This is a genomic window from Streptomyces sp. NPDC028308, from assembly GCF_055565855.1.
Genome location: NZ_JBVHTO010000002.1, coordinates 105511 through 126658 on the forward strand (window position 1 = coordinate 105511; position 21148 = coordinate 126658).

The 21148-nt window shown below is 67.6% G+C and carries 19 protein-coding genes; 7 read left to right on the forward strand and 12 right to left on the reverse strand.

The window, feature by feature from the left end:
* Positions 1-83: 83 nt before the first annotated feature.
* Positions 84-905 carry an AfsR/SARP family transcriptional regulator gene (locus ACZ4VA_RS04725; protein WP_355789838.1) on the reverse strand — a complete coding sequence of 274 codons (822 nt, stop codon included), beginning with the start codon at positions 903-905 and terminating at the stop codon, positions 84-86.
* Between the two features lie 427 nt (positions 906-1332).
* The gene (locus ACZ4VA_RS04730; RefSeq protein WP_468079757.1) at positions 1333-2079 is read right to left on the reverse strand and encodes a phosphotransferase family protein; all 747 of its coding nucleotides are present in this window, start codon (positions 2077-2079) and stop codon (positions 1333-1335) included.
* Positions 2080-2374: 295 nt separating this feature from the next.
* Between ACZ4VA_RS04730 and ACZ4VA_RS04735 the strand changes: the two genes are divergently transcribed.
* On the forward strand, positions 2375-3838 hold the full coding sequence (locus ACZ4VA_RS04735; protein WP_468080304.1) for a VWA domain-containing protein: 1464 nt from the start codon (positions 2375-2377) through the stop codon (positions 3836-3838).
* Between the two features lie 140 nt (positions 3839-3978).
* Here ACZ4VA_RS04735 and ACZ4VA_RS04740 read toward each other — a convergent pair whose 3' ends face one another.
* The 3 genes from ACZ4VA_RS04740 to ACZ4VA_RS04750 form a co-directional block, all read right to left on the reverse strand.
* Positions 3979-4833, reverse strand: a complete 855-nt coding sequence (locus ACZ4VA_RS04740; protein WP_356173716.1) for a 4'-phosphopantetheinyl transferase family protein — start codon at positions 4831-4833, stop codon at positions 3979-3981.
* Positions 4834-4908: 75 nt separating this feature from the next.
* Complete coding sequence (locus tag ACZ4VA_RS04745) at positions 4909-6117, reverse strand: phosphopantetheine-binding protein (protein WP_468079760.1); 1209 nt, start codon at positions 6115-6117, stop codon at positions 4909-4911.
* Between the two features lie 60 nt (positions 6118-6177).
* Positions 6178-7305 carry an AfsR/SARP family transcriptional regulator gene (locus tag ACZ4VA_RS04750; RefSeq protein ID WP_468079762.1) on the reverse strand — a complete coding sequence of 376 codons (1128 nt, stop codon included), beginning with the start codon at positions 7303-7305 and terminating at the stop codon, positions 6178-6180.
* Between the two features lie 564 nt (positions 7306-7869).
* Between ACZ4VA_RS04750 and ACZ4VA_RS04755 the strand changes: the two genes are divergently transcribed.
* The 4 genes from ACZ4VA_RS04755 to ACZ4VA_RS04770 all read left to right on the forward strand — a co-directional run bounded on the left by ACZ4VA_RS04755 (position 7870) and on the right by ACZ4VA_RS04770 (position 10433).
* Positions 7870-8244 carry a hypothetical protein gene (locus ACZ4VA_RS04755; RefSeq protein WP_389389707.1) on the forward strand — a complete coding sequence of 125 codons (375 nt, stop codon included), beginning with the start codon at positions 7870-7872 and terminating at the stop codon, positions 8242-8244.
* A 149-nt stretch (positions 8245-8393) separates the two neighbouring features.
* Complete coding sequence (locus tag ACZ4VA_RS04760; protein WP_355794050.1) at positions 8394-8750, forward strand: ArsR/SmtB family transcription factor; 357 nt, start codon at positions 8394-8396, stop codon at positions 8748-8750.
* 343 nt (positions 8751-9093) lie between these two features.
* Positions 9094-9822 (forward strand): DUF4142 domain-containing protein, encoded by a 729-nt coding sequence (locus ACZ4VA_RS04765; RefSeq protein WP_468079765.1) that lies wholly within the window; start codon positions 9094-9096, stop codon positions 9820-9822.
* Positions 9823-9941: 119 nt separating this feature from the next.
* Positions 9942-10433: a class F sortase gene (locus tag ACZ4VA_RS04770; RefSeq protein ID WP_468080306.1), complete on the forward strand. Its 492-nt coding sequence runs from the start codon at positions 9942-9944 to the stop codon at positions 10431-10433.
* 18 nt (positions 10434-10451) lie between these two features.
* Here ACZ4VA_RS04770 and ACZ4VA_RS04775 read toward each other — a convergent pair whose 3' ends face one another.
* On the reverse strand, positions 10452-11276 hold the full coding sequence (locus tag ACZ4VA_RS04775; RefSeq protein WP_468079767.1) for an alpha/beta fold hydrolase: 825 nt from the start codon (positions 11274-11276) through the stop codon (positions 10452-10454).
* Positions 11277-11370: 94 nt separating this feature from the next.
* Positions 11371-11970 carry a hypothetical protein gene (locus ACZ4VA_RS04780; RefSeq protein ID WP_468079769.1) on the reverse strand — a complete coding sequence of 200 codons (600 nt, stop codon included), beginning with the start codon at positions 11968-11970 and terminating at the stop codon, positions 11371-11373.
* A gap of 515 nt (positions 11971-12485) precedes the next feature.
* Between ACZ4VA_RS04780 and ACZ4VA_RS04785 the strand changes: the two genes are divergently transcribed.
* On the forward strand, positions 12486-12986 hold the full coding sequence (locus ACZ4VA_RS04785) for a pyridoxamine 5'-phosphate oxidase family protein (protein WP_468079771.1): 501 nt from the start codon (positions 12486-12488) through the stop codon (positions 12984-12986).
* Between the two features lie 301 nt (positions 12987-13287).
* Here the strand turns inward: ACZ4VA_RS04785 and ACZ4VA_RS04790 are convergent, their stop codons facing one another.
* On the reverse strand, positions 13288-13869 hold the full coding sequence (locus ACZ4VA_RS04790; protein WP_356173694.1) for a TetR/AcrR family transcriptional regulator: 582 nt from the start codon (positions 13867-13869) through the stop codon (positions 13288-13290).
* Positions 13870-14001: 132 nt separating this feature from the next.
* Here ACZ4VA_RS04790 and ACZ4VA_RS04795 point away from each other — a divergent pair, with 132 nt between their 5' ends.
* On the forward strand, positions 14002-14949 hold the full coding sequence (locus tag ACZ4VA_RS04795; protein ID WP_468079774.1) for an SDR family NAD(P)-dependent oxidoreductase: 948 nt from the start codon (positions 14002-14004) through the stop codon (positions 14947-14949).
* A gap of 225 nt (positions 14950-15174) precedes the next feature.
* On the opposite strand, the gene ACZ4VA_RS04800 is transcribed toward ACZ4VA_RS04795, so the two are convergent.
* From ACZ4VA_RS04800 to ACZ4VA_RS04815, 4 genes are all read right to left on the reverse strand, one after another.
* The gene (locus ACZ4VA_RS04800) at positions 15175-16017 is read right to left on the reverse strand and encodes an alpha/beta fold hydrolase (RefSeq protein WP_356173688.1); all 843 of its coding nucleotides are present in this window, start codon (positions 16015-16017) and stop codon (positions 15175-15177) included.
* A 542-nt stretch (positions 16018-16559) separates the two neighbouring features.
* Positions 16560-16682 (reverse strand): hypothetical protein, encoded by a 123-nt coding sequence (locus ACZ4VA_RS04805; protein ID WP_389389715.1) that lies wholly within the window; start codon positions 16680-16682, stop codon positions 16560-16562.
* Between the two features lie 101 nt (positions 16683-16783).
* A complete protein-coding gene (locus tag ACZ4VA_RS04810) occupies positions 16784-19552 on the reverse strand; it encodes a Tat pathway signal protein (RefSeq protein ID WP_468079777.1) in 2769 nt (922 codons plus the stop codon).
* Positions 19553-20192: 640 nt separating this feature from the next.
* Positions 20193-20786, reverse strand: a complete 594-nt coding sequence (locus ACZ4VA_RS04815) for a peptidase inhibitor family I36 protein (RefSeq protein ID WP_389389717.1) — start codon at positions 20784-20786, stop codon at positions 20193-20195.
* Between the last annotated feature and the right edge of the window lie 362 nt (positions 20787-21148).

Genomic DNA, 21148 nt, shown 5'->3' on the forward strand with positions numbered 1-21148 from the left:
ACCAGCAGATACCGAGCCCTTCAACCATCAACGCCGCGACCCAGGTCACCGTCGAGGGGCCCCGCGCCGATGCCGGCAACCGATCAGGCGGCGAACAGGTCGAACGTCGAGGAGTGCCGCGGGCCCGCCAGCACGTCGAGTTGCGGGTCCACTGCCAGTACCGCGTGGTGCATGCGCTGCAACTGCGGTGACGGCTCCACGCCCAGGTCGTCGATCAGGCGCATCCGCAGCCTGCGGTAGACCTCCAGCGCGGTCGCCTGACGGCCCGCGCGATACATCGCCAGCATCGCCTGCGAATGCAGCCCCTCATGGTGCGGGTGACGCGCCGTCAGCTCCGTCAGCTCAGCGATCAACTCCGAGTGCCGGCCCAGCCGCAGATCCGCGTCGATGCGCCGCTCGACCGTCACCAGCCGGCTCTCCTGCAGCCGCATGACCTCGATCTCCAGCACCGGCCCCAGCTTCACATCCACCAGCGGCGCACCGCTCCACAACGCCAGCGCCGCACCGAAACGCGCCGCGGACAGCTCGTTGTCGCCCGCATCGAACGCGGCCTGACCCTGACGGATCCACTCCTCGTAGCGGTTCACATCCACACAGCTCTTGTCGACCTGCAGCAGATACCCACCGTGCCGAGTGGCCAGAACATCCTTGGCCCCCGACCCGGCGCCCGGCCCCATCGCCGTCCCCAACCGCCGCCGCAACTGCAGAATGTAGGTCTGCAGCGTCGTCAGCGCACTCGCCGGCGGCTCACACCCCCACAACTCCTCCATCAGCGTGGGGACCGGCATCACCCTGCCCGGATACAGCGCCAGCAACGCCAGAATCTGCCTCGGCTTGCCCGCCGACGGAACAATCGACGCCCCGTTGACCTCGGCACTCAACGGACCCAGAACCTGAATCAGCATGGCGCCCTCCCCACCTCGTCGAGTTCGTGCCCCAGCTCCAACGCGGCCGAAATACACCGCCACCACGCACGCTAGCCCTCCGCCCCCAACGCCAACACGACCCTGTAGCCATCCTCCAGCAGCACTCCACACCACATGAGGCAGCAAGCCCTCAGACAGGCGACGCACCGCACCGCCGCCCCTGACTCCCAGGAGTTCAGCTGGCTGGATGCGGCGAGATCCGCGACCGGCCACAGGTCAAAACCGTCGCCGGGATGGACCTCCAGAACAGGCTGCATCCCGATCACGCGGCCAGTCCTCCCGCACCTGCACAAGCGGCTGCTGCCCAAGCCGCAGGCTGCAGTAACGGCGGGCGAGGCGCCCCGAGGGCTGACCAGCTCGATGCGTCGTCGAGACGCATCCGTGGCAGTCGCCCACCCGCGCAGCGTCACATCCGGGATCTCAGCACGTCGACCTCGCAGCCCGGCGCGAATGGGTCGAAGCCGTGCTCGCTCAGCCAGCGAACCACCAGCAGGCTGCGCAACGACCACCACGCGTGGATCACGTCGAGGTCGATCTCGGTGCCATAGCCGGCGACGACATCGCCGAGGTGCTCCTCGTGCCCCAGCGTGAAGGTGGCCAGGTCGTAAAGGGCATCACCCTGGCCCGCCTCGGACCAGTCGATGATGCCCGTCACCTCGTCGCCGTCGGCGAAGAGGTGCGCGATCTGCAGGTCGCCGTGCGTGAACGCCGGAGTCCACGGTCGGAGCGCGGCCTCGGCGACCTGGCGATTGCGGAGGACCAGATCAGCGGGCAGAATGCCGCCCTTCACGAGCGACTCGCACTCGCTGTCGAGCTCCGCCGCCAGCGCGACGACGCTCCGCCCGGCCCGACCGGTCCGGGGCGGCAGCGGCGCGTCGTGCAGCTTCCGGATGGCGGCGCCCGCCGCGGCCCATGCCGCCGGCGACCCGGTCGACGGCCCGCCGAGCAGCCCGAGGGGCGCCCCCCGGAGTGCGCGGATCGCGAGCACGGGCGGCTTGCGCCACAGGACCTCCGGGGTCGGCACCGGCGCGAGTGACATGGCCTCGACCTCTACGTCGATACGCGCCTGGTCGGCGTCCACCTTCAGGAAGACATCGCCGACACGCAGCGTCGCACGCTCGGAATGGGCGACGACAACCTGGACCTCATCCATGGGCGACCAGTATCCCGGGAACGTCCGGCGCCGTCGCCGGGTTTCTCTCGTGCCGTTACGTGACTGATCGCGTCGCGAAGTCCGGCGGCGCAATACGGGACACCGACATCTGACCAGGTCGAGTCATCCATTCGCGAAGTCCCCAGACCGACCCTGATGTGGGGCTGCCACGGCACCTTCTGGGAAGTGGCCGACGCATGTGCAGCACGGTGCGACATCCGGGAGTAGGCAGCTGTGTACAAGTCGTTGCGAATCGAACACTCCCGGCACCGGGTTCTGTGGGCAGACTGGGCACATGACAGCGACATCGATGAGCAAGGGCGGCAATCTTCCCGTCACCGCCGGCACCGTGCAGGTCGAGCTCGGCTGGTTCGCGGCCCCCGGCGCACCTGATGCCGATGCCTCGGCCTTGCTGCTCCGTGCCGACGGACGGGTGAGAAACGACGGTGACTTCGTCTTCTACAACCAGCCCCGACATGCCTCCGGTGCCGTAAGCCATCTGGGGAAGCGACGGGAAGGCGGCGCGACGACGGACACCGTCGGCGTGAACCTGCAAGGCTTGGAGCCGGAGATCGACCGGGTCGTCCTCGGGGCCTCCGCGGACGGAGGCACCTTCGGCCAATTGTCTGGCCTGAGGCTGCGGTTGATCGACGCCGCCACCGGTACGCAGCTCGCGTTGTTCGAGATGGAGGCGACGACGGAGACGGCGTTCATCGGTGGAGAGTTGTACCGGCGCGCCGGTCAGTGGAAGTTCCGCGCGGTGGGCCAGGGGTACGCCTCCGGACTCGCGGGCCTGGCCACCGACTTCGGAATCAGCGTGGACGAGGAACCGAGCCTCACTGCGTCGTCGGTTTCCCCCGCACCCACGTTCCCGCCCGCGCCCAGCCCGCCGCCGACACCCACGCCCGCCCCCGCGGCCCGGCCCGCGCCGACAGCACCGCCCGCTCCCACCTCGCCCCAGAACCCGATGGCCCCCACCTCCTCCCCCACCCCACGTCTGGTCAAGGGTGAGGAGCAGTTGCCGGTGGACATGCGCAAACGGCTCTCCCTTCGCAAAGAGCAGGTGGCCGTCAGTCTGCGCAAGCATGGCGCCGAAGGGGTGAGCGCACGCGTCATCCTGGTCCTGGACGCCTCCGGTTCCATGTCGTTCCTGTACACGAAGGGAGTCGTGGCCGACGTCGTGGAGCGGATGGCGGCGGTGGCCGCACAGCTCGACGACGACGGAGAGATGCAGGCATGGACGTTCGCCTCGAATCCGGCCCGGCTTCCGGACCTTGCCCTGGGCGATCTGCCGCAGTGGCTGGAGCATCATGTACGGGTCGGGGAACTGACGTTGTTCCGGCGTAAGAAGCCTCGTAAGGGTCTACTGCCGGGCCAGGTGGACATGCGCGCGGTCGGGATCCAGAATGAGGAACAGAAGGTGATCGCCGAGGTTCGGGCGTACGTCCGTGAGCATCCCGCGGCCGCCCCCACCCTGGTGCTCTTCTTCTCCGACGGCGGCGTCTATAGGAACAACGAGATCGAGACCGAGCTGCGCCAAGCGGTGGACGAACCGATCTTCTGGCAGTTCGTCGGACTGGGACGCTCCAACTACGGTGTGCTGGAGCGGTTCGACACCCTGCCCGGCCGCCGCGTCGACAACGTGGGCTTCTTCGCCGTCGACGACATCAGCGACGTACCGGATGCGGAACTCTACGACAGGCTCCTGTCCGAGTTCCCGTCATGGATGCGCGAAGCGAAACGGCTGGGCATCATCTGAGGCGACGATGAACGGTTTGCTGTCGTCCCGCCCAGGCGAGCCGTAATGCCCGGGGGCCGGGTCCACGGCAAGCAGTCGCCACCAGGCGGCATCTGCCGGGCCGTTGGGGCGGAGGAAGGACCGAAGAGCCCGGTAGTCCTCTACTGGCGGCAGGGACCGGAGCGCGAGCTCGTGGCGGGGGCCGGGAGAGCGACGACGTGTGGTGCGGCCCGATCCCAGGGAAAGCCGTGGTGCAGTTCCAGATACGGGGCCGGGCCCTCACCTGCGGGCAGGGCCACCGCGGCCAACACGCGGGGCACCGGCTCCAGTTCCACGAACCGCCAACGCCCCGCCGCATCATCGACAGGAGGCTGGAACGCGAGGACCCCGGTCTCCTGGTCCAGAGTGAAGGAGAACTCGTCAAAGGGCAGCCCCAGACCCACTCCTCGCGCCTTCGTGTAGGCCTCCTTCAGCGTCCACAACCGCAACACCCTCCTGCTACGCGACTCCCCCGTCGGCATCTCCGCCGCCCACTGCTGCTCCTCCGGCGTGAACGTCGTCAGAATGGTCTCCAACGCGCGCGGCTCACGATCCAGGTGCTCCACATCCACCCCGATACGCGACGCCCGCACGATGCCCAGCAAGCTGTAACCCCCCGCGTGAGAGAGGTTGAAATCCAGGTGATGGCCGCCTCTGGGCAGCCCTTCGGGCAGCGGCTGCAGGAACGGCCGGCCACGCGAAGAGCGCCAGATCACCTGCTCCGCCTCCGCCAGCCCCGCCTCCAGCGCCAACGCCCGCCGTACCAACGTATGAGCGAGCAGATACTGGCGTCGATCACGCTCGAACAGGAACCGTGCAGCAACCTCGCGCTCTCCCGAATCCAGCCAATGCCCCGCCAACACTCCCACCACGTCAGGTGAAAGAGCATCGTTGGCGCACACCCACAACTTCACCGCGGCCGCGCTGACCTCACCCCCTGAGCCCGCACCCACAGACCCTTCCGATACGCGTGTCATGAAGCCATCTCATTCATCTCCAGGTACCCCACACACCTCAGGGCGAGATGCCATTCCCCGCGGTCCCCGTCAGAGTCACAAGGAGCGACCCGCCAACAGAGCGGCGGCCTCGTCGACACCGATCCGCTCCCCACGCACGGCATCCAAGAGCGCCAGCATCTCCTCCTGCGACAAGGCAGGCTTCCCCGCGGCGGGCACCGTCGAAGCCGTCGACTCACGCTCGGCTCGCGATGCGCTCGTCGCAACCTCGGCCTTCGGCACGTCGGCCGCCACTTCAAGTCCACTTCCTTCGGGCGTCGTTACGGCGTGGGTCTCCAGCCTCACGCGAACCATCGATTCAGGCATCGCTCCCGCCGAGGTGGGTGCGTCGCCGGGGTCCGGGGCCATCGGCGTCGGTGTCGCGTCCACGACTACGCCCCGGGTGCCCGCCGCGATGTAGGCGGCCATGGCGGCCAGACTCCGTTGCTCGTGGGCAGTGACCGGGCTCTCGTCCAGGCCGTAGGCACGGTTCACCTCAGCGGCGAAGTCGTCGGCCAGCTGCGAGCCAATGCCCAACTCGGACAGGAAGGCGGCGCCCTCGATCTCCCATGGCTCACAGTGCAGGACCGTCGCCAAGCGCTCCCGCAACTCAGCCAGGACCTCTTGTACATCGCCCGACGCGCCGGCGGTGCCCGGCCCCTCGGTCCGAGTGCTGCCGGCGTCAGGGGCGTCGTCGGTACTCAGGTCCACGGCAGGCATGTCGCGGGTAGCCGTGGCCGTGTTGGTGTGGGCGCTGATGTACGAGGCCATGGTGGCCAGAGTCGGATACTCGTGGAGGGTGAGGGGGCGTTCACTCAGTCCGTAGGTGTCATTGATGCCGGCGACGAAGTCGGCAGCCAGGATGGAATCGATCCCCAGAGCCACGAATGGGGCGTCGGCGTCGATCTCCCAGACGTCACAGCCCAGACGGCCTGCTAGCTGGAGGCGGAGTGCCTCAAGGACTGGGGACGAGGCTTGGGGAGTCCGAACGGCCGACACCGAGGCGCCTTCACGCAGGGCCGACAGATGGCCGGCCAGCAGCGCCGGCGTGGAGTATTCGTACAGGGCCCCACCCGTGATCCGGACCCCGAAGTGCTGAAAGATGGCGGCGACGAGTTCGGCCGCCAGGAGCGAGTCCAGACCGAGGGCGGCAAACGGCTGATGGGGATCCACCCGCTCAGCATCAGCGCCCACCACACCGGCCAGGACGTCCCGCAGTTCACCTACGACGTCCCCGCTGTCCGGCACAAACAGTTCACCGCTCATACTCCGCGCCTCCAGAACGCCAGGGAATCCGACCTCGCACCGTTCACCCGCACAGCCACCTCAGCGAACCGGCGCGAGCGAAGCGCCCCGCACAACACGCCCGCCCTCCACCTCCACACCGTCCATGTCGATGCCGTCGGTCCCGGAGATGGCGCCGATGTCGGCGCCGGAGCCTGCCTGACCGGAGGTGCGGCCGACGCCCGAGCTGCCGGCAGTGCTGGAGCCGTTGCCGAGGCCGCTTCTGGGGGCGGGGGCGGTTTCGGAGGTGGCCGTCAAGATGGTGTGTTGCAGGCCACGCAGCCGGGGTGAGGGCTCAAGCCCCAACTCGCGCCCCAGCGTGGCACGCAGCTGCAGGAACACGTTCAACGCCTCGCCACGCCGACCCGATCGGTGCAGCGCGATCATGAATTGAGCGTGCAGGTTCTCATGCGTGCGATAGCGGCTGGTCAGAACCGTCAACTCGGCCAGCACCTCACGGTGGCGGCCCAGTCGTAGATCCGCCTCGATCCGCTGGTCCAGGGCGCACAACCGGCTCTCCTCCAGCCGTCGTACCTCCATCGCCAGCTGCACACCTGCCTGCACGTCCGCAAAGGCTGTTCCCGACCACAGGTCCAGGGCCGACGCCAACGTCCGGGCCGAACCCGCGAAGTCACCACCGTCCATCGCCCGGTAGCCCAACCCCGCGAGCCGCTCGAACTCCCGCACATCGCTGAAGCCGCCACCCGACGACAGCAGGTAGCCGCCGGGCAGCGTCACAAGAACGTCCTTGGCTCCACAACCCGCCGCCCCATCGGCTGCACGGGACGTGCCGACCTCAACATCTCCGAAGCCCGAGAGCCCTTCACCCGCCGCGCCACCGGCATCTTCCCTACCGGGGGCAGTGCCCGTACCTGAAGCGGAGCCCACGTCGACCGCGCCGGGGGCAAGGGCTGCCGCGATCAGCTCGCGCAGTTGCAGGACATACGTCTGCAGTGTCGTCCGCGCACTACGCGGCGGATGCCCCGCCCACAGCTCCTCGATCAACGACGCGACCGGCACCACCCGGTCCGCGTGCAGCGCCAGGAGCGCCAGCACCTGGCGCGGCTTCGGCGCCGACGGAGCCACCGACACCCCGTTCACCCGTACATCCAGCGAACCCAGCACACCGATGTCCACGCCGTCCCCCAATCCGCCCAGCCCGTCTGACACTCCACCATTCAAAAACAGCACGCACGGTATGTCAATACAGAACCGACCGTCCTGTTTCTTAGGGCTGCTATCAACCCTCGCTAACGACTGCACGAGTCATCAGAACTCGACCAAAACCCCCTCACGGAAGACTAGTTACAGGTCAGAGGGGTCCCCTCGCCCGCCACGTCGAACCCGTACCGACGGGACAGACTCCCTCTCGCAACCGAGTGGAAACCAGCCAGTCACTTCAGGTGAATCCGCACCAAACAAACTGTGCGGTCTAGTTATCAAGCAGCGACTAGCCACACCTCGGCTCAGAGTGCACTGCGGCCACCGGCCACCGGCTCCAAGGACGTCACAGCCACACAGACATCCCACGCAGAGAGCCCTGACGCCGAATGCGGTCACCTTCCGTCTCCGGCGCGATCAAAGATCGCCAGACGTCCGTGGGTTTCGAAGGTCCTTGCACCAGGTTCGGTTGGCGTCACTCGTACGAGCGATGCCGTCCGTACGGTTCGACGCACGAACGGGGCCGGAGGAGACCGGTCCCGCGCAGCCGGCAGAAGCCGCAGGAGGACCGTCATGACGAATGTGGAGATCTCTCTCAAGGAAACGATGACCGTGGTGGAGGGGGCACTTGGCGCAGCCGTCGTCGACTACACCAGCGGCATGGCGCTCGGAACGCTGGGCGGCGGCAAGGATCTTGACCTGGTCGTGGCCGCCGCGGGCAACACCGACGTGATCCGCGCCAAGGTCCGCACCATGGAGCACTTGGGGCTGAAGGGCGAGATCGAGGACATCGTGATCACCCTGGGGTCCCAGTACCACCTGATTCGACTGGTGCAGGGACGGCAGGGTAGCGGGCTGTTCCTCTACCTCGTCCTGGACCGAGGCCGCTCCAACCTCGCGATGGCCCGTCACCAGCTGAAGCGGATCGAGATGGACCTAGAGGTGTAACCGACTGTTTGACTACGGCTTCGCATGCCCACGAATTGAAGATTTCTTCATCTCGGCACATCCACATCCGTGCATCACCAGGGCGTGCGGAGCCCGTAGTCGCCAGGATCGTGACGGACGCAGGACCTCGAGAGCGGTAGGGAGCGAGCGTGCAGGTTCCCCTGTATCAAGCCAAGGCCGAGTTCTTCCGCATGCTGGGGCACCCGGTGCGCATCAGGGTTCTCGAGCTGCTTCAGGGTGGGCCCGTCGCGGTGCGGGACCTGCTCGCGGAGATTGAGATCGAACCAAGCAATCTTTCCCAGCAGTTGGCCGTGCTGCGCCGTTCAGGGATCGTGGTGTCGATCCGAGAGGGCTCAACGGTCAGCTATGCGCTGGCCGGTGGTGACGTCGCCGAACTGCTCCGCGCGGCGCGTCGGATCCTGACTGAACTGATCTCCGGACAGAACGAGTTGCTCGCTGAGCTACGACACTCGGAGTCGCCGGTGCCGGCGCCCCCGCTGTCCTGACACCTCGTACTCGTGCAGAGCAAGCTTCGCCACCTCTGAGCGCCCTCCAGCGCAGCCTCCCACGCTCCACTACGACCCACCGCAACCGGGCCGCCCGATTGCGTGCCCGGTGCATGCGGCGTCGCCAACAAGCCAGGACTCAGCTCCTTCGCGGTTGAGACGAGACCGCAAGACCGCTCGACGCCGCTCCTGCCCGCTCCACGACGACGTTCCGCTGGGAGACGGATCGACTCCGCGCTGCACCGAACCGTGCCATTCGAGTGAATGCGAGAGGTTCACGCTCATTCCGGCGTGTCTCGTGGAACCGATACGTGCTGGGTGCTACAGCAGCCCCCTTCTTCCCATGTGCGCCGTCCCGGTCTGCCGGTGGGCGCGAAAGGAGCACGTTGTGACGCGTACTCGGCTGACGTTCCCCCTCGTTGTAGCCGCCGCGGTGTGCGGTATAGCCGCAGCCCCCGCGAGTGCCGGCGCTGGGAGCCCTCAGGACGACACGTTCGCCAGGGCGGCCCATCAGGGGAATCTGGCAGAGATAGCCGCCGGACGGGACGCCCAGAAGCACGCGACGACTGCGTGCGTGAAGACCGTCGGTGCGACACTGGTGCGCGACCACGGCAAGCTCGACTCCGATCTGCGCATGCTCGCGCACAAGCTGGACATCACGCTGCCGGGCATGCCGACCGCGGAGCAGCGGCAGGAGCTCGCAGCAGTCCAGGCCAAGGCCGGCACGCGGGCGTACGACACAGCCTGGCTGAAGACCCAGGACGCCGCGCACACCGCAACTCTCGCAATGATCGACAGCGAGCTGAAATCCGGGCAGAACGCTGAGGTGCAGGCCGCTGCCCGAGCAGCACGGCCAGTGGTGGCGATGCATCTCGAGATGGTGCGGGGAGGTACCTGTCACGCCGGAAAGGACGCGGGCACGGTCAAGGCCGGCAATGGCGGGCAGTTCGCCCAGGCCGCCGACGACTCACGGAACAGCAAGACGGCCGTCGTACTCGGTGGCGGACTCCTCGCGGGAGCGGGTGCCATGTGGCTGATGCGCGGCCGCCGTGGTGCGTCACGCGAGCGTTGATCTCGCATCACGTGCGCGGCCCAGCGACGGTCGCCGCGGCAGCCGGCCTCGGCGCTGCGGCGGCGGCCGCCGGGTGGACGTTGCTCACCGGCCCGCTCCTCTCACGGGATGCGGGCAGGGTGCCCCCTACGGCGGCTCCCCACGTCGCGAATGCGGGCGCCCGAATCCCGTCCCCGCCGCGTGAAGTCCAGGGCCCTGGAGGCTTCCGGGCCACTGTCGTCCCAGTAGCCGCCTCCGCCGACGGCGAAGTGATCCTCCCCAAGGATGCTCAGCGCGGCGGATGGTGGGCGTTGGGCTCCCCAGCGGGCGCCTCCCAAGGGACCATGCTGGTCGCCGGGCACGTCGACACTCCGGCCGGCCTCGGGGCGTTCGCGGCCATCCATGACCTGCGCCTGGGAGCCAGGCTTACGGTGACCGCCGCCGACGGCCACACCTATCCGTACATCGTCGCTGCCCGCCGCACGTACCTGCAGCGAAACCTGCCACGCGATCTGTTCACCCGGCAAGGTGCGCCCAGACTCGCGTTGCTCACCTGCGGCGGAACCTACGAACGCGAGGCGGGCGGCTACGACAGCAACCTCGTCGTGTACGCCACGCCGGCGCCGGATTGAAGGGACACGCACGGTCTGTTACCCGCGTCGGGCCAGATGTGCAAGCAGGGCTTCGGCGAAGCGTTCGGGTGCGCGCAGCGGCAGGTAGTGGTCGGCTTTCGGCATTCGTTCACCGACGGCATCGGGAATGCCGTCCACGAGCCGGTCGGCCAGTACGGCAATCCCGGGATGGTCGCAGTCGCCGGCGATGACGAGCGTCGGCACGGCGATCTGCTTCAGGTCGTTGACGGCGTTGCGACCCAGATCCACGAAGTGCCGCTCGCTCACGAGGCGTTGCTGGGCGTTGTCCTCGATCATCGACTTGATCAGACTCCCGCCCGGCGCGGTTCCTCCGAGGGGCGCCCAGATGGACAGTTCCAGTTCGGCGAGCCCAGCAGCGTCCTGGTCACGGCGGGCCGCGGCGTACGCAGCGAGTACAGGATCATGTGGCCAGGTATGGCCGCTTGCCGAGGCCGCGATGAGAACCAGGGCACTGACCCGCTCGGGGTGCGCGAGAGTGAAGTCCAACAACGTCTCCCCGCCCATACTCAGGCCGGCCAACGCGGCTTGATCCAGGTCGAAGTAGTCCAGGACGGCGAGGAGGTCTTCCACGTCGTCGAACACATCCTCCGGTGGCGTGGACAGGCCCAGGCCACGGGCATCGAAACGAACCACCTCGTGGTGTCGCGCCAACTCGGGAACGACGAGATCCCACAAGCGCGCGTCCATACCGGCGCCGTGCAGAAGCACCACCGGACTGCCCTCCCCGCAGCGTTCCGCCCACAACCGGCCGCCACCCGAGACGGGGACCCAATGGACGTCCGAGCCCTGCGCACGCTCCTGCTCACGGGTGTTCTGCCTCATGACGCGATCATCGCAGAGCGTTCGGACGAGGCTCTGCGCCGGGCGAGTTCGTCGAGTACGAACCCCGACGCCTGCCGTCACCGACGTGATACTCCTACTCCCAGTCCACCGAGTACCCCTCATGCCGCACGCACCCGCCGTCAGCCGTGAGGATCGCCTTGCCGGAATACCAGTCGGGCCGGAGAGACAGTTCGATGCCGTCCTCATTCGTGACGCGGATCCCAGGCAAGCCGCCCCCCGGTTCGCCCTTCGCCGGAGCCGGAATGCTTTCCACGGACAGGCCTTCCGCAGACCAACTCTTGCGAAGGGCGTCGACGGCCGCGGTGTACGCACCGCGATCCGCGAAGTCGGGGGCCCAAGTGACGGTCGGCTGGTCCCGGGCCACTCCCTCCGAGTCGAACCCGAAGTCGTCCGCGCACGAAGGGTCGGCCATGTCCTTCTGGTCGATGACCGCGTCCGGATCGCTGCCCACCGTCCAAACGGCCTCTTCCCCGGCTTCCTCGGTCTGGCTCATGCGCTCGCGAAACGCCGTCTCGGACATGACCTGACCACCAGACAGCGAATCGTAGTAGCTGGCAAGTCCCATGAGGAGAAGCACGATCGCTGCTCCGCCGATGGCCAAGGCCACCCCGCGGTATCGAGTCCGCGAAGCTGGATCGCCGGAGGCCGGAGCAATGTTGAAGGTCGTCGTCATGGGCACATCCCAACAGGCGGGCGCAGGGGCTCAACACTGCTCGCATACTTAGCTACTGGTGAGTACGTGGACAGTGCGCGTGCACGCCGCACGACTGCGCGTGTGCGCGTGTGCGCGTGTGCGGGTCGAGGATCCAACGTCCGACGTCGGCTACTCGTTGCTCGCGGATCACGTCGGGAACGTCGCCATCGAATGGGCTCCGCAGGCCCCGGCACCTACAGCATGGGAGGCGCGGCTCGTCCGTCTTGGGCCCCCGTGCCCGAGCTTTACAGCTATCGAGTCGGTGCCCCTGATCGGTACCCGAGGCCTCGCCGATGCCACCTACTGCGTGCAGGGCGGAACGCACGGCAACTCCCAGCGTCTCGAGAGCCCGCCGACCGCACGAACACAGCGCCCCAAAAAGATCTTGCAACCTTTCGTGCCTGGGATGTCGAGAACCGCCCATCGGCTCCGTCTCAGGGGCACGAACAGCCACGGACTGGTCTGTCGACGGCCCCGACGAAGGAGCGATCACCATGGAACCGACCGAGATCACGGAGATCCTGAGCCGCCCCACGAGCCAGGAGCTGCTGGCCCGCGATCTGACCCGCCTCGCGTACGTCGCCAAGGACGGCACTCCCCGCAGTATCCCGATCGCGTTCACCTGGAACGGCTCGGAGATCATCCTGTGCACCACGAAGAACGCTCCGAAGCTTCCCGCGCTGTGCAAGAACCCGGTCGTCGCCCTGACCATCGACACCGAAGTCCACCCGCCGAAGATCCTCCTCATCCGTGGACGAGCCGAGCTGGACGCCGTCGACGGCATCCCGGACGAGTACCTGCAAATGAACGGCACCTACGAGATGACACCCGACCAGCGCACAGCGTGGGAAGCCGAAGTCCGCTCCCTCTACTGCGACGGCATGGTCCGGATCGTCATCACCCCGACCTGGGCGAAGCTCATCGACTTCGAGAACACGCTGCCCTCCGCGGTCGAAGAGTTGGTCCAGGCACGAGCAGAACGCCAGCGCTCTTGAGTGGATCCGACAAGCCGTTGCAGGCATCTCGAACCCAGGGTCGGAGGTAGTTCGGTTGCGGGAGGAACAACACGGGAGCCGGGCGAACTGAGCCACGTACGTGAGAAACCAGGGCAGCAAGTCGACCGGGCGACACAGTCGCTTCACCACCAGTACGTCCGAGACCAGCGATCACTCAAGAGGCTTCAAGGTCCGCTGAAGGCTTGGATGCCGTCGGTAGCGCCCCGCGATCGAGGCCCGGTCGCGCACGCCGACATCTTCCCGGGGTCACGTGGCCTGGCACAGAAAGGCATGGGTGCGACTACGCCGGGCCCAGTGCCGTCCCGTAGTTGGTGGCGAGGCCGTCCAGGAGCAGGCCGATGAGTCGTGAGGCAAGGTCGCGCTGCTGCTCGTGCCCACTGATGAGGGTGATTCCGCCGAGCGCCATGAGTACGTCGTTCGGCGCCGCGTCCTCGCGTACCTGACCGGCGGCGATCCCGGCCTCGAGCAGGGTCGCCACCGCCGCGCCCAGAGCGTCACGGCTGTGCCGGCGCAGCCCCTCACGGGAGGCAAGGATCGCGGGAAGCGCGTCAGCCATGCCCCGCTTGGTGAGCATGTAGTCCACGAACGCCTCTGACCACTCGCGCAGAGCGGCGAGAGGCGCACGGTCGGCGAGCAGCTCGCGGACCGAGGCGCACAACCGGTCGGTCTGATCGCGGTAGGTGGCCTCGATGAGGTCTTCCCGAGCGGGGAAGCGGCGGTAGAGCGTGCCGATCCCGACGCCGGCCTCCGCGGCGATCGCCTTCAGCGAGGCGTCGGCTCCCTCCTGCGAGAAGGCGCGGGCAGCCACCTCCAGCAGGCGGTCGTGGTTTGCCTGGGCGTCCGCCCGAAGCGAGCGCGGCATGCTTCCCCCTTGCAAGCGGACCCGGCTCCGCTTATGGTGGACGAGTAAGCGGACCCGAATCCGCTTACGTGTCATCGTAGGCGACCTTCCCGTATTCGCCCAGCCATGCCAGCAGGAACCGATCAGAGGAACATGGCCATGCCTCCCAGCGTCACCACACCGTTCGGCGCGCACTCCACGGCATCCGACGTCCTCGCCGGCGTCGACCTCACCGGCCGCCGAGCCGTCATAACCGGCGCCACCGGAGGTCTCGGTCGGGAGACAGCCCGCGCCCTGGCCGCAGCGGGTGCCGAGGTCACCGTCACAGGACGGACCCCGCAGGCCGCCGCGGCGGTCGCACAGGAGATCGCCGCCGAGACCGGCAACCCCCGGACGCGAGCCGGCCACCTGGACCTCGCCGACCCGACGACCGTCACCGCCTTCGCCGCGGCCTGGACCGGACCGCTGCACATCCTGGTCGACAACGCCGGGATCATGGCGACGCCCGAGCAGCGCACCCCCGCAGGTCGGGAACTGCAGTTCGCGACCAACCACTTGGGGCACTTCGCCCTCACCGTCCTCCTCCACGACGCCTTGGCCGCGGCAGGCGACGCTCGCGTGGTCGTCGTCAGCTCGGTCGGCCACGTCAACGGTCCCGTCCGCTTCGACGACCCCGACTTCATCGCGGAACCCTACGACCCGTGGCTGGCGTACGCACAGTCCAAGACGGCGAACATCCTCTTCGCCGTGGAGGCGGCCAGGCGCTGGGCGACGGACGGCATCGGGGTCAACGCGCTGAACCCCGGGCGCATTTGGGAGACCGGACTGAGCCGGCACATGGACGCGCCTCCCGCGTCCTTCGACCCGTCCGGCGCGTCCGGCGTCTCCGAGAAGACCATCGCCCAGGGCACGGCCACCTCCGTACTGCTGGCGTCATCCCCCTTGGTCGACGGGGTGACCGGCAAGTACTTCGAGGACTGCCAGGAGGCCGGTCCGTACACCCCGGGCGTGCGCCGAGGCGTCGCCGACTACGCTCTCGACCCCGACAATGCGCGCCGGCTCTGGGACCTGTCGGTGCAGCTCACGACCGGAGACTGGTGAACCACTGGTGAACCCCCGGCACACCAGTCGACGGCGGACGTCAAACCGGTACGACACCCCGCACTCCCGCCGTCCGTCCGCCTCGGCCCCGTATCGCCGCCAAGGCTCCGGCTGAGCAGCACACAGCCGGACACGTACAGCGCTCAGCTCCGGGCCCTCTCTCACCTTGCTCGACGTGCGCCACCGCGCGGCGAACAGGCCCGGCGGCGGCGCCGTTCTGCTTCTCTACCCGAGCGCCAGCATCGCCTCGGTGATCCCTTCGACCGCCGCATCGGGGATCGTCGTCGCTGCCCCCTCCAGGACGAGCAGTCGTGCCCCGGGGATCTCGTGTGCGATCGCCTCGCCGTTGTCCACAGGAAAGAACCGGTTTCGGCGGCCGTGAACGACGAGCGTCGGGACCTCGATCTCGGGCAGGCGCTCACGCCAACGGGGCTTGCAGTCGAGCCTGGCAAACACCAGGCCCATCTGGTTGGCCATCTGAACCGAGGGTTCGGTGCCTGGCGTGCGGTCCCAGATACGCGCAGCGACTGCGCGCGCGGCGACGGGGTCGTCGCCGAGAATCTCCGCGCCGGCGGCGGCGTACTCCGCAACCGCCTCGCGGTCCGTCCAGTCGGGCATCGGACGCCCGAACAGCCGACCCATCGTCTCCTGGTCATGGTCGGAAAGGTCCTCGTCGGGCGGGCCCGGGGCAACCGCGCGGGTGTTAAGCAGGGTGAGCGCCGAGAAGGCGTCCGAGTGTTCGAGCACTGCCACCTGGGCGACCATCCCGCTGACGCCGATCCCCGCGAGGTGTGCGGGGCCTGCGCCGAGCGCATCAACAAGAGCCACCGCGTCGGCGGCGAGGCTGCGCAAGGTGTAGGCAGGCGCCGCCGGATCCTTCGTCGTCGATTCCCCGCTGTCGCGCAGGTCATAGCGCACGACACGGCGTCCGCCGGCGGCTAGGCGCTCACACAGCGCGTCGGGCCAGGAAAGCATCGTCGTCGCGCCCGCGAGCAGGACGAGCGGCGCGTCGTCGTCACCAAACGTCTCGATGCCCAAGGCGATCTCATTGACGCGGACAGTAGTCATCGGATCACCGGAAGACGTCGTAGGCCTGGTGCGTCGAGGTCTAGGCCGCTGTCCACATCGCGCTCCACCGCACCGTCACGCGCGTCGACTCGCCGGTGAACGGCGGTGGCCCGGCGTCCCGGCACGAGGTGAGCGGGGTGCGGCACCCCAGTGCGGAGGATCTGCCGGGCGCCAGGCCGCGCGCTGCCAGGGTCCGATCCGACGTCCGGACTGGGGTCGGCTCCGTCGGCGAAGCAGCCGAGACCGGCCGGGCTGTCAGCGAACGTTCGAGTCATGCAGGGAAGACCTGAGCCATCGCGCAAACTCATCGCTCACATACAGAGTGGACGGACGCGCGGAATGGCCGTCGAGAGCCCGGCCGCCTTCGTGGTCGAGATCCTGGCCAGTCCGGTTTGCGCCGTCAGCCGCCACGATCGATGGCGGCACAATCGCGTGCAGTTCCCCCCGGGGGCGGATGCCGCGTCTGTGCGGTGAATGCAGCCGGGGCTAGGCCGCCGCGGGCGGAGACCTGGCCCCTCTGATGAGTTGTACACCACTCCCCCTCAGCGATCCGCGCGCATCGCCTCCAGCATGTTTCGCGCGTACGCCACCACGGCCGGCCACCGGGGCGAGGCCAGATAGACCTTGTCGTCCACGTCGCCCGCGAGGGATACCAGAGCAGCCACGACGTTGCTCCGTACGTTCGGGAACTCCACATGGACGGTCATGAGGTGGCGCCATCCCGTTCTTTCATCTCAGCGAGTCTTCGAACGATTACGTGGGTGAATCACTTCGTAGCCGCCGTGACTGTGAACGTGCCGCGCGCGTACTCGCAGCAGGTGGTCAGCACGCTCACATTCCACGTGCCGACGGTGACGCCGGCCAGATCGAGTACCGCCTTCAGCGTGCGGTTGTCGGCGGAGACGGACTGGGTCGTGGCCGTGAGGGTCTCCCCGCCACGAGTCAGCCGAACCGTGGCGTTCGCAGGCAGCGCGGAGCCGGTCACGGTGAGCGTGGTCCTGCTGCCGGAGGCTCCGGTGTCCGGGCTGACCGCCGTGACGCTCACCTTGTCCGTTCCGCACAGCGCGGAGGAACAGGTCAGCTGGGCACTGTAGGCGGTGCGGGATGCCTTCTCCGGCAGGCCGAGCACGAACACCGTGGGGCTGGCGGCCGAGGACGAACCGCCCACCGCGCACGAACTGCCGGAGGACGACAGTGTGCAGCCGTTGCTCCAGGTGCTGTTGTAAAGGGCCGGCACTGCGGTGGTTCCGGCGCCGGTGGTGTCCGTGATCGTCGTGTTGAAGCGGTCGAGACCGGCGGTGGGCAGGACTGCGCACACGGCGCTGTGCGATTCGTCGAGCGTGCCGGTGAGGGGGCCGTAGCCGTAGGACACGGACGGGACCTTGGTGCACTCCGGGGCCGGGCCGTCCGCAGTCGCGATGCGCAGGGCGTCCAGGTGGTAGTCGGGTGCCGCCTTCAGTGTGGCCGGAGTCTGTACTACGACCTGGTGCGTCGCGGAGCCGGTGACCGCGCAGGAGCGATTGCGGAACGAGCACTCGGTGGCGCCGTCGCTGCCGAAGACGACGATGTTGGCGGTGCCCAACGTGTCCCGGACGTCGAGGTGGATGACATCCGTGACCGCGTCAGTGGTCACCTGGTGGCAGTTCAGGGTGCCGGGGGCACCGTAAATGCCGGGTACGGACGGCCCGCCCACCTTTGAGGCGGCGACTTTCTCGCAGCCTGCAGAGGACGCCGTCGACGTGACGTCACGTCGGGCCAGCGTGTAGGTGGCCGTCTGGTCACGACCGGTGACGAGCACAGTGTGAGCCACCCCGGGCGTCAGGGAGCAGAGCGTCCAGCCGTCGGTAGTGGCACTGCGCTCACAGACCTTCTTTCCAGTGGCGTCAAGTACCGAGAACTTCGCCGTTACTCCGCCCGAATCGGCAGTCAGATGGAAGAGCTCGGACTTCGTGTGCGCGCTCGCCGGAACACTCAGGCAGTGCGAGAAGACGCCTTCGCCGGTGGTGAGTGTGGCCTTGGCGCCATCGGCCGTGAAACTGCCTGCGGGTAGGACAGCGCAGTCGTTCGCCGCGTCCGTGCGAGAGAACGCGATGGAGTACGGTCCCGTCGCGTTCGCTCCACCGGCAGTGGTGTGCATGAGCGCCCGATAAGGAGCCTCACCCGACAACGCGCAGGTCCCGGCCGACAGATCGGCCGCGCCGCACTGAACCGCCCCGTCCCGGTCGAGGATCTCCACTTCGGCGCTCACGCCGGAAGCGGAGAGCGGCTTCAGCGCGGCGATCCTGGCACCCTTCGGAGCGTCCAGGGTCAGGCAGTCGTACTCCCCGACCGTGGTGAACTCTCCCCTGTAGAGGTCCGTTTCGGCCTTCTGGCAACCGGAGTCCGAAGACCGGTCGAGGACGACGACGCCGGCGCGCGTCTCGCGGAAAGGGTTGGTGCCGTCGAGTACGGCCGTGTAGGTGCCTGGTGATTTGATCCGGCAAGGATCAGCCCCGTATCGGCACACGCTCAGACCCGCCGCGTCGTACACCCGGGCCACGTCCACCGTGCGGTCCTCACTCACCGAGTGCACGGTGTACGGACCTGCCTCCTCGGCGGTGAACGTGAAGCACGGGTTGACGACGAAGTCCTGCTGCTCCAGGGGTCCGTAGGGACGGATCGGGGCTGCGGTACAACCCTGCGGGTCGCTGACGCGGCGCACCTTCACCGAGTACTCGGCGGGGAAACCGTTCTCAGCGCGCCATACGGTGGAGATGACGCGGTAGGGACCGTCGCCCGGAAGCACGCAGCTGTCCTCGTTGTCCTCCGGGAAGCGCTCACAGATCCGGGCGCCGCTCTCATCGGTGATCCAGGCGAGCGAGTCGCCGTACGTCTTTGAGCCGTACGTGAGTCGGATCCGGTCGCCGCGCTTGCCTTCGAACGGCTGACAGTCGACTTCAACCGGGCTTGCGGTGCTGCGACTGGCCTCCGGCTGGTCCCAGTTGGTGCCGACGGCGTCCGCACATCCTCTGGTCGAGGCGAGCGGTACCAGGGCGACGGACGTGGTCTTCTCTTCCCAGCCGGTGTTGGACACCTTGAGCGTGTAGGTGCCGGCTGCGGAGACCGTACACATGTCGTGGGTGGCGTATGTGTCGCCGGAGCAGTCCACCTGGCTGCCGTCGGTGCTGAGTAGTTCCCGGGTCATCTTGTTGCCGTCGCTGTCCAGGGCCGGTGCGAGATAGAGCCCCGGGGACGCGACGGTGACGGTGTAGCAAACGCTTGAGTCAGGGGCGACGCGTGCCTGGCCGACAGCGTTGTCCGGATCACCGAAGGGAGCGACCGCGAGCGACGCGCACTCCTCGTCGGCACCCATGGCGGGGCTGGCCGCCGGCAGGGTCAACAACGAGGTGAACAATGCGGCGAAAGCGGCGAAAACCGCTGATCGCGCAGCACCTCGCCCTCGTCTCACGAGCAGGCTGAAGTTGCCGTCCAAAACGAAAGCCCCCTGAGTCGTTGGTCGTTGAGGTGATAGTCGCACACAGGTGCGACAGAGCACTCGTGAGTAACGAGAGGAGGGGACACCGTCGCGGAGTGGCCTTGCGGGGCGCGGGGTCGACGGCTCCCGTTCCCCGCCTTCCACGCTGAGGCCAAGGACAACAAGCTCGCCTACGACTAAAACATCACCTTTCGGCGGGTCGTCGCGCGAATCGCGTCATGCGTCGCCGCCTGCGTTCGGCTCCGGCGTCGCTACGAACGCAAGGCCGAGCACTTCCCCGCCGTCGTCGGCATCGCTGCTGGACTCATCTGCTTCCGTCGACTCAGCGACCGCCCGCGTCAGTGACCGCTGCAGAGGCAATGGCAGTACCGCCCCGCAAGGGAACCAGCCAGTAATCGAGCATCGGCACCCAGCAAACGGAACTATGACTGACTAACCGCCGCCGTCCAGTTGAATGCCGCAGGCACGATAATGCTCGCAGCCATCAATCTCGACGTCCGATCACCTTTTCGCTCCTCGTCCGGCGTTAAGTATTTCGCCCACCGCGTCGCCGCATCCGAACGGGGCCGCATCCGAAATGGGATGCGACCCCAACGGAGAAAAGAGCGGATTCACGCCGCGTCTGCGGCCGATTCAGACAGCGAGGCTGGTCCGATTCGCTCGGCCTCCCGACAGACGGGTGAAAGGAATGGAGCGCCGATCAGCACACCCAGAGGCCGTCGGCCTTGTCGTTGTTGGCGCTGCCGACGTTGGAGCTGGCCGAGGGGGCGGTGGAGACCCACAGCTGGGCCCAGGACGAGCCCGTCCAGTTGTACACGTGGGTCTGGGTGCCGCGGCTCTGGTTGTTGTGCCAGGACGTGGTCTGGTCGTTGAAGCCCCAGTTGGCCAGGTTCTCGAAGTTGCAGTCCGACCAGGTCAGGCGCCGACCGTCGAAGTTGGAGTGCTCGTACAGGCACGTCCAGAGGTAGCTGCAGTTGGCCGTGCCGAGCGCACCGAGGGGCTCGTTGACGGACCTGGCCTGCTTTTCACCCGGCAGCGGGAAGGTCATGACGGCCTTGCCGCCACGCCACGCGACCTGGTTCACGCCGATCTGCTTGCCGCCGGGCGTCTTGGCCATCTGCTTGTCGATCTGCCGCTGCAGGCCGGCCACTTCGCTCTTGTTCAGACCCGCCTTCTGCGCCTGGGCCGCGATCGTGCTTTCGAGCTGGGTCGAGGCGGAGGTCGGAGCTGCCAGGCCGAGCGTGGCCACGGCGCCGGCGGCCAGGGTGACGCCAATCTTGATTCTCGTGCGCATGGGGATCATTTCCCTTCAGTCACGACGCTTCAGGAATTCCCGAGCGCTCGAAACGTTAGCCACCACAATGATCGCTAGGCAGGAAGTTTCCGGCTATTCATTGACCGAAACATGCCACAACCGGGGGTTCACGGGAACGGACCGACTGTTTCCGTTCGCGGATATCCTTACGGCTCCCCTCTCGCTGCCCGACGTTCATCTATTCAGCCGATCAAGGCCTGACCAGGCCTCGTCGGGAATTCACCCTGGTCAGCTATTGCGCCGCTGTATCCGAATTAACCCATCCGGTTGTGTCGTGCCATTGATTTCAGCCATTGAAGACTTCGAAACAGCCACCGTTCGGGAAAGTCGGCAGTGGCACG